Origin of the sequence: Novosphingobium naphthalenivorans NBRC 102051 (genome assembly GCF_001590985.1) — a bacterium.
Classification (GTDB): Bacteria; Pseudomonadota; Alphaproteobacteria; order Sphingomonadales; family Sphingomonadaceae; genus Novosphingobium; species Novosphingobium naphthalenivorans.
On record NZ_BCTX01000132.1, the window covers coordinates 1 to 7576 of the forward strand.

The following is a 7576-nucleotide window of genomic DNA, read 5'->3' on the forward strand; positions in this document are numbered from 1 at the left end:
CGCGGGGGCGACGAGTTATGAGGTGAACTTCGTTTCCACTACACTAGCGTGTCTCGACTTCGCTCGACACGAACGGGGGCATACAAGGCTTCCCGCTCAGAGGCCGAGCCGCAGCATCGCGCAAAACCGGCCGCCGCGCCGTTCGAACGCCAGCGATCCGCCATGCACCAGTGCGACCCGCTCGGCGATGGCAAGGCCCAGTCCCGCCCCGTCGCCGCCACGCGCGCTGTCGCCGCGCGCGAAAGGGCGCAGGAGCTGCTGGGCCTGCGCGGCGTCGAACCCCTCGCCCGCATCGCTCACCACGATTTCCAGCACCGCGCCCTCGGTCCGCGCGGCCACGGCCACCGGCCGCGCGCCGTGGCGCAGGGCATTGCCAACGAGATTGCCGACGGCCCGGCTGACGGCATGGCTGCGCAACGGGACGCGCAGGCCCCCGGGCACCTCCACCGCAACCGCGCCTTCGGCATCGCTGTCCCGCGCCACGGCTTCCAGCACGGCGCGCAGATCGCACGGCTGCACCGGCTCGTCCGCAAAGCCGCGCGCGAAATCGAGGAACTGCTCCAGCATGGCCTCGATCCGGTCGACCTGCCGCGTGGCAGTCGCTTCCAGTTCGGCATCGCTGCCCTGCATCATCTCCAGGCACAGCCGCAGCCGGGTGAGCGGCGTGCGCAAGTCATGGCTGACCCCGCCGAGCATCAGCGAGCGTTCCGCCTCGTCGCGCGCAAGGCGCTCGGTCATGCGGTTGAAGGCGCGGGCGACGGCGGCCACTTCCTCCGGCCCCGAGATGTCGAGCGCGGGCAGCGGCTGGCCCTTCTTCGCGTCGTCCGGCCCATAGGCATCGACCTCCGCCGCCAGCCGCCGCAGCGGCGCATCGAGCCTGCGCTGCAGGATCAACCCGCACGCCACCGCGACCACGAATGCAACGCCCAGCGCATAGATCAGGCTCAGCAGCGCGCTGCGCCCGGTCGGCGGGGTGAGGCTGATCCACATGTTCCGGCCGCCGAGCCGGAGATGGAACCACAGCCGGTTCTGTTCGCCGGTCCGCCAGGCCAGTTCGGGATGGTTCGACAATCGCTCCGTGAGAGCCTTGATGAACTGGCGTTCGATGAAGTTGGGAAACCGGGGACGTCCGGCCGGTTCGGCATCGCTTTCGCGCACCAGGATGTCGCCGCCCTCCTCGATCGCGTGGATCAGGGCGTCGCGGCGAGGTGCGGGGATTTCCTCCATGACCTGCGAGAGGGCCACGATCATGTTCGCGCTGACATTGGCGACGCGGTCGATCTGCGGACGGATCACGAAGGCCAGCACCAGCAGCCCGGCGATCACCTGCCCGGCCAGCACGACGCCCACCATCAGCGCGACATTGCGGCGCAGCAGGCTCTTCGGCACGGCCCTAGCCACCCGCAGCTCCGCCCGCAGCTCCACCGGCACTCCCGTCGCCGCCTGCCGTCAGCACATAGCCGACGCCCCAGACGGTGCGGATGAAGCGCGGATCAGCGGCATCGTCGCCGATCGCCTTGCGCAGCCGCGCGACCTGCACGTCGATCGCCCGGTCGGTCACTTCGGCATCGCGCCCCAGCGCCCGGTCGATCAACTGCGCGCGGCTGAGCGGGCGGCCGGGACTGCGGGCGAGCGCCGCGAACAGCGCGAATTCGCGCGAGGAGAGCGTGAGCGCCTGCCCGTCGCGGTGAACCGTCATCGCCGAAAAGTTCACCACGAACGGCCCGATCCCCGCCGTCTCGTCGCCGGACAGCGTGCGTTCGGGCCCGATCCGGCGCAGCAGCGCGGCCACGCGCGCGACCAGTTCACGCGGGAGGAAGGGTTTGCCGAGATAATCATCCGCGCCCATTTCCAGCCCGAGCACCCGGTCCACCGGATCGCCGCGCGCGGTCAGCATGATGACCGGCACTTGCTCGCCCGCCGCGCGCAACCGGCGCAGCACGGCCAGCCCGTCCTCGCCCGGCATCATCAGGTCAAGCACGACGACATCGGCCGGTTCGCGCTGGAGCGCCATGTCCATCGCCCTGCCGCCATCGACCGCGCGCACGGCATAGCCATGTTCGGACAGGAACCGCTGCAGCAGGCTGCGCAGTTCGGGATCATCGTCGACCACCAGGATTCGCGCGGGCTTTTCACTCATGTCCTGCTTCCTGCCACCACGCCCGCCCCCCGGCCAGCCGCCAACCTGTGACAAACCGTGACACCATGCCGCGCCTGTCGCGTTCTGCCACGACTTGAGCCTGGCGCGACATTCCCGTGATGCATCCTCCGGCCAGAAAGGCCCCCGTCCCCCGGACACCCTGAGACCGGACACATCATAGGGAGTAAGCATCATGACGAAGTTCCGCACCGCCCTGACCGCCGCCACCGTGCTGGCCGCGCTGGCTCTTGCCTCCACCGCCGAAGCCAAAGGCACGCTGCGCGTTCGCGGCAGCAATGGCCATGGTACTGTCACCGCCGGACAACGCGGCGTGGCCGGACGCGCCGGCGGCACCGTAGTGGCCGAAGACGGCACTGTCACCCACGGCAGCGGCGGCGGCTTCCTCGGCGCCAACGGCGCGCGCGGCGCCCGGGCCTCGACCACGTCGGTTTCGCCCGACGGCACGGTGAACCATCAGGGCGCGGCTTCGACCAGCGGCGCGCGCGGCAGCGCCTCCACGCAGGGCGGCTTCACCCGCAATGCCGACGGCACCGCTTCGGGTTCGCGTTCCACCCAGGCCACGAATGCCTACACCGGCAACAGCTATTCGGGATCGACCACAGTGGACAACGGCACGGTCAACCACACCGGCACCTGCACCAATGCGGCCGGCGCCGTGATCCCCTGCCGCTGACACGATCCGACCCCGCTCAGGACTTCCCGACACGAAGTCCTCCCTCAGGCACGGCCGGACGCATCGACCCAGTCCCCGCCCCCCGCGCGTCCGGCCGTGCCGCCTTTTGGAGAGACCCCATGGCTCTTTCACGAATTCTTCCTCTCAGCCTGGCGCTGGCCGCGCTGGTTCCGGCCGCTGCGCAGGCCGCCCCCCCGACCAAGCGCACGTTCGACGGCAGCCAGGCCATCGAGCGCATGGAAGCGGCCGACACCAATCACGACGGCACCGTGACCCGCACCGAGCTGGTGACCTACCGCAATGGCGAGTGGCAGCGGCTCGACCGCAATGGCGACGGCTATTTCAGCGCGGACGACCTGCCGCGTTTCCTGCGCGACCGCTGGAACGGCGACAAGCTGAAGCAGATGCGCGACACTTACGACCGCAACCGTGACGGGCGCATCAGCCGCGCCGAGTTCACTTCCGGCCCGACGCCCGCCTTCGACATGGCCGATGCCAACCACGACAACCGCGTAACCCAGGCCGAACTCAAGGCAGCGCTGGCGGCGGTGCGCAACTGAAGGAGTGCGGGCCATGCGTCTTGCCTTGCAACATCCCTGGATCCTGGCCGTCATGCTCGCGCTGGTGGCCGCGGAGATCCTGTGGCGGCGGCGTTCGGCGCTGGGCTATGACGGGCGCGCGGCAGTCGCCAGCCTTGGCGTCGCGATAGGCCAGACGGTGTTCCGGCCGTTGACGGGAATCCTGCTCGGTTCGATCCTGTTCGCGCTGGCGGACGTGTCCCCCCTGCACTTTCCGGCGGACGACGGACGCACCTGGGCCGCCGGGTTCTTCGCGGTGGAATTCGCCTATTACTGGTTCCACCGCTTCAGCCACACCGTGCGCTGGATGTGGGCCACCCATGCCGTCCATCACTCGGCGCGCGAATATGTGCTGCCCAGCGCGATCCGGCTGGGCTGGACCGAGTTCTTCTCGCTGGGCTGGGTGTTCTTCGCCGCGCTGGTGCTGATCGGCTTTCCGCCGGTGGTAGTGCTGGTGCTGCTCGGCCTGAACCTGATCTACCAGTTCCCGCTGCACACCGAAGCGGTGGGGCGGCTGGGGGTACTCGAATGGGTGCTCAACACCCCCTCGCACCACCGCGCCCACCATGGCAGCGAGCCCGAGTTCCTCGACTGCAATTTCGGCGGGGTACTGATCGTGTGGGACCGCCTGTTCGGCACCTTCCGCGCAGAACCGGAAGGCCGGCGGCTGCGCTACGGCCTCGTCCACGAACTCAATTCGCGCAACCCGGTCCGCATCGCGCTCCACGAATGGGACCGGATGCTGGGCGACATGCGCAGGGCCCATGGGCTGGGTGCGAAGCTGAAAGTGGCACTGGGCCGCCCCTGACGCGAAAGGGTTCCCCTTCTCCTGCGGGAAGGGGAACCCGGCCGGTGCCATGGGGCCCGGTTCCATGGGGATAGTCCCGGACCTTTACGAGCGCAGTATCTCCGCTCCCGCTTGTGGAAGCGGCCTGTTTTCAGAAGCTGACCGTGAAGCCCCCGACGACCCGCGCGCGCGCCAACCGATTGTGCGTGATGTCGGTGTCGTAATACGTGACCGAGGCCGAAACGCCCGGCAGCAGCTTGTACGAAAGGCCTGCATTCCAGGTGGTGTAGTCGGCCGAACTGCGGTTGATCTGCTGATGCGCGACAGCGGCATTGATGCCCAGCTTGGCAGTCAGCGGATAGCTGGCGGAAAGCTCGGTATAGAGCGCCGGATTGCTCGAACCGAAGTAATTGCCGGTGTACATGCCCTTGGCCGTGACCGACCCCTTGCCCACCGGCACGGTCAGCGCCAGCTTGCCTTCAAGCGTATCGATATCGACCGGAGCATCGACATAGCCATAGCGCACCATCCCCGCGTCGATCGTCACGCCGCCGATGGCCGTCGCATAACCGGCCCAGAAATCATATTCCTGATTGATGCCGAGGAAATCGACATTCTCGGTGCCCGCCCCGGCATAGAAGCCCTTGTAGCCCACATTGACCGCGGCGAAGACGGCGGCGTGATTGTCGGTCTGGCTGACGCCGCGCCAGACATAGTCGGTGGCGCCGGTCAGGCTCGCGCTGATCTGGACATCGGAACCGGCATCCTGCGCCATCACGGCAGCCGGGAACATGCCGCAGGCGAGCGCCGCGGCCAGAATGATCTTACGCATTGGAGGCAATCCTTCCCTGTTTGCGCGGACGGGCTTCCGCCTCGCGCATGGTCTTGTTGTTTTCAGTCTGTGGGAGAAAAACGTCCGGCGCGGGCTGGAGTGAGGGAGAGAGTGCTCCCGCGCCGGACGTGGGCCAGCCTTAGAAGAAGCCGAGCTTCTTCGGGCTGTAACTGACGAGCAGGTTCTTGGTCTGCTGGTAGTGATCGAGCATCATCTTGTGCGTTTCGCGCCCGATGCCCGACTGCTTGTAACCGCCGAAGGCCGCGTGGGCGGGATAGGCGTGGTAGCAGTTGGTCCACACGCGCCCGGCCTGGATTGCGCGGCCGAAGCGGTAGCAGGTGTTGATGTCACGGCTCCACACGCCCGCGCCAAGGCCGAACAGGGTGTCGTTGGCGATCGCCAGCGCCTCGTCGGCATCCTTGAACGTGGTGGTGGAGACGACGGGTCCGAAGATCTCCTCCTGGAAGACCCGCATCTTGTTGTGGCCCTTGAACACCGTCGGCTGGACGTAGAAGCCGCCCGCCAGATCGCCGCCGAGGCTGGCCGCCTGACCGCCGATCAGCACTTCGGCGCCTTCCTCGCGGCCGATGTCGAGATAGCGCAGGATCTTCTCCTGCTGCTCGGCCGAAGCCTGCGCGCCGATCATCGTCTCCATGTCGAGCGGGCTGCCCTGCCGGATCGCGGCGACGCGCTTCAGCGCCTTTTCCATGAACTTGTCGTAGATCGATTCCTGGATCAGCGCGCGGCTGGGGCAAGTGCAGACCTCGCCCTGGTTGAGCGCGAACATCACGAAGCCCTCGATCGCCTTGTCCAGGAAATCGTCATCCTCATTGCAGACATCGGCAAAGAAGATATTCGGGCTCTTGCCGCCCAGTTCCAGCGTCACCGGGATCAGGTTCTCGGACGCATAGCCTGCGATCAGGCGGCCAGTGCTGGTCTCGCCGGTGAAGGCGATCTTGGCGATGCGCTTGGACGAAGCGAGCGGCTTGCCCGCTTCGAGGCCGAAGCCGTTGACCACATTGAGCACGCCCGCGGGCAGCAGGTCGCCGACCAGTTCCATCAGCACGAGGATCGAGGCCGGAGTCTGCTCGGCGGGCTTGAGCACCACGCAGTTGCCTGCCGCCAGCGCCGGGGCGAGCTTCCACGCGGCCATCAGGATCGGGAAGTTCCACGGAATGATCTGGCCGACCACGCCCAGCGGTTCGTGGATGTGATAGGCCATGGTGTCATGGTCGATCTCGCCGATCGAGCCTTCCTGCGAGCGGATGCAGCCCGCGAAATAGCGGAAGTGGTCGATCGCGAGCGGGATGTCGGCGGCGGTCGTCTCGCGGATCGGCTTGCCGTTGTCCCAGGTCTCGGCCAGCGCCAGCTTGCCAAGGTTCTCCTCCATGCGGTCGGCGATCCGGTTGAGGATCAGCGAGCGCTCGGCCGGGCTGGTGCGGCCCCAGGCATCCTTGGCGGCGTGGGCGGCATCAAGCGCGAGTTCAATATCGTCGGCATCCGAGCGCGCAACCTGGCAGACCGGCTTGCCGGTGATCGGCGAGACATTGTCGAAATAGCGGCCCGCGGTGGGCGCGACCCAGCGGCCGCCGATGAAATTGTCGTATGACTTGGCGAAAGGCGCCTGCAGAGCGCTGGCGCGTTCGGCTACCATCTGGTCCATGGGGATTGATCCTCTCGTTCGGGGCAGGCCTCGTGCCCGCCTTGCCGTGAGCATGACATGCCTGATTCGCCGCGGCGAAGGGAGGGGGGCAGAAGAAGACGCGGCGTGGATTGTCTCAGGGGTGAGACAGGGGGAGGGGATGCGCGGTTTTGGCGGTGTAACGGTGGGGAACAGCGATATAGCCGCTATTCCCCCTCCTCTTCAGAGGAGGGGAGCGAGACTTGGGTCTGCGCAGCAGGCCTTAGTCGCAGCGGGGTGGTGCCGCAGCAAGGCACGACGCTTGCGCGTCGCCACCACCCCCTTACCCCCTCCTCTAAAGAGGAGGGGGCTATCTACCCTAGCTGTCCTGCCTGCACCGTGACATTTTCACGCGATGAAAACGCGCTACCTTCCCTCTTCTGACTTCCTTCCGGCAATCATCAATGAAGACGCGCCTTTCAACGAAGGGAATTTCGGCGAAAGAAACCTTGAGCGCCTGATCGGCATGACTCGTGATCCGGACACTGCCAATCGCGACTGGGCAACGCTGCTGCTCTCGCAGCTCAAATTGGACAGGCCCGATGTCAGGGAAGCCTTGATTGCCGCCGCGGCGGACGAAGCATTCGAAGTGCGTGGCGAGGCCATCCTTGGCATTGCACAACTGGACCAGTCAGCCGCACTGCCCCTTCTACGGAAAGAACTGTAAGGCCCTCTAATCTCCATGCCGCTTCTGGAAGCTGCGCTCATGATCGCGGATGTTTCGCTGGTTGAAGACCTCAAGACCTTTTCCCAACCGTCCGGCGATGCTTTTCTGGACGACTTGACCGAACGGGCCATCCGCGCCTGCCTGGCTAATGCCGGATACCCGCGCTGAAGGCGCAAATCGACAGGACGAGAACCCTC

9 protein-coding genes are annotated in these 7576 nt (G+C 66.7%); 5 read left to right on the plus strand and 4 right to left on the minus strand.

Annotated features, from left to right (window positions below; genetic code table 11):
- Positions 1-96 precede the first annotated feature (96 nt).
- Positions 97-1401, minus strand: coding sequence for an ATP-binding protein (locus NN5_RS23410; RefSeq protein ID WP_245656678.1), 1305 nt, complete (start codon positions 1399-1401; stop codon positions 97-99).
- A complete protein-coding gene (locus tag NN5_RS23415) occupies positions 1394-2140 on the minus strand; it encodes a response regulator (protein WP_067738930.1) in 747 nt (248 codons plus the stop codon). Before NN5_RS23415 ends, NN5_RS23410 begins: the two co-directional genes overlap by 8 nt.
- Before the next feature lie 193 nt (positions 2141-2333).
- Between NN5_RS23415 and NN5_RS23420 the strand changes: the two genes are divergently transcribed.
- The 3 genes from NN5_RS23420 (at position 2334) to NN5_RS23430 (ending at position 4220) form a co-directional block, all read left to right on the plus strand.
- Positions 2334-2834, plus strand: coding sequence for a hypothetical protein (locus tag NN5_RS23420; RefSeq protein ID WP_067738932.1), 501 nt, complete (start codon positions 2334-2336; stop codon positions 2832-2834).
- 119 nt (positions 2835-2953) lie between these two features.
- Positions 2954-3394 carry an EF-hand domain-containing protein gene (locus NN5_RS23425; protein ID WP_067738935.1) on the plus strand — a complete coding sequence of 147 codons (441 nt, stop codon included), beginning with the start codon at positions 2954-2956 and terminating at the stop codon, positions 3392-3394.
- A gap of 13 nt (positions 3395-3407) precedes the next feature.
- Positions 3408-4220: a sterol desaturase family protein gene (locus NN5_RS23430; protein ID WP_067738938.1), complete on the plus strand. Its 813-nt coding sequence runs from the start codon at positions 3408-3410 to the stop codon at positions 4218-4220.
- Positions 4221-4350: 130 nt separating this feature from the next.
- Here the strand turns inward: NN5_RS23430 and NN5_RS23435 are convergent, their stop codons facing one another.
- Positions 4351-5031 carry a TorF family putative porin gene (locus NN5_RS23435; protein ID WP_067738941.1) on the minus strand — a complete coding sequence of 227 codons (681 nt, stop codon included), beginning with the start codon at positions 5029-5031 and terminating at the stop codon, positions 4351-4353.
- 139 nt (positions 5032-5170) lie between these two features.
- Complete coding sequence (gene adh / locus NN5_RS23440) at positions 5171-6694, minus strand: aldehyde dehydrogenase (protein WP_067738943.1); 1524 nt, start codon at positions 6692-6694, stop codon at positions 5171-5173.
- A 373-nt stretch (positions 6695-7067) separates the two neighbouring features.
- Between adh and NN5_RS23445 the strand changes: the two genes are divergently transcribed.
- Both NN5_RS23445 and NN5_RS26130 read left to right on the plus strand, forming a co-directional pair.
- The gene (locus tag NN5_RS23445; protein WP_084385132.1) at positions 7068-7379 is read left to right on the plus strand and encodes a HEAT repeat domain-containing protein; all 312 of its coding nucleotides are present in this window, start codon (positions 7068-7070) and stop codon (positions 7377-7379) included.
- Between the two features lie 15 nt (positions 7380-7394).
- On the plus strand, positions 7395-7547 hold the full coding sequence (locus NN5_RS26130; protein WP_157081303.1) for a hypothetical protein: 153 nt from the start codon (positions 7395-7397) through the stop codon (positions 7545-7547).
- Positions 7548-7576 lie beyond the last annotated feature (29 nt).